Annotated in this window: 1 protein-coding gene; it reads left to right on the forward strand. The window is 47.3% G+C overall.

Features of this window, described 5'->3' with window-relative positions; all coding sequences use genetic code 11:
* Nucleotides 1-245, forward strand: a 245-nt coding sequence (locus AB4585_RS24805; protein WP_372171405.1) for an aminoacyl--tRNA ligase-related protein, incomplete at both ends; no start/stop codon positions are given.

The following is a 245-nucleotide window of genomic DNA, read 5'->3' on the forward strand; positions in this document are numbered from 1 at the left end:
TTAATGCCCGTTGTTCAACCGTTCGAACTTTGGGAAGAGACAGGTCGTTCTGAAACAATGGGACCAGAGCTTCTACGCTTTACTGATCGCCATAGCCGCCCATTTATCCTAAGCCCAACAGCCGAAGAAGTGATTACTAGCATCGTTCGTAACGAAGTAAGCTCTTACAAACAACTTCCGCTGAACCTATATCAGATCCAAACGAAATTCCGCGATGAGCGACGTCCTCGTTTTGGCGTAATGCG

Origin of the sequence: Vibrio sp. 10N.222.49.C9 (genome assembly GCF_041474985.1) — a bacterium.
Lineage (GTDB): Bacteria > Pseudomonadota > Gammaproteobacteria > Enterobacterales > Vibrionaceae > Vibrio > Vibrio crassostreae_C.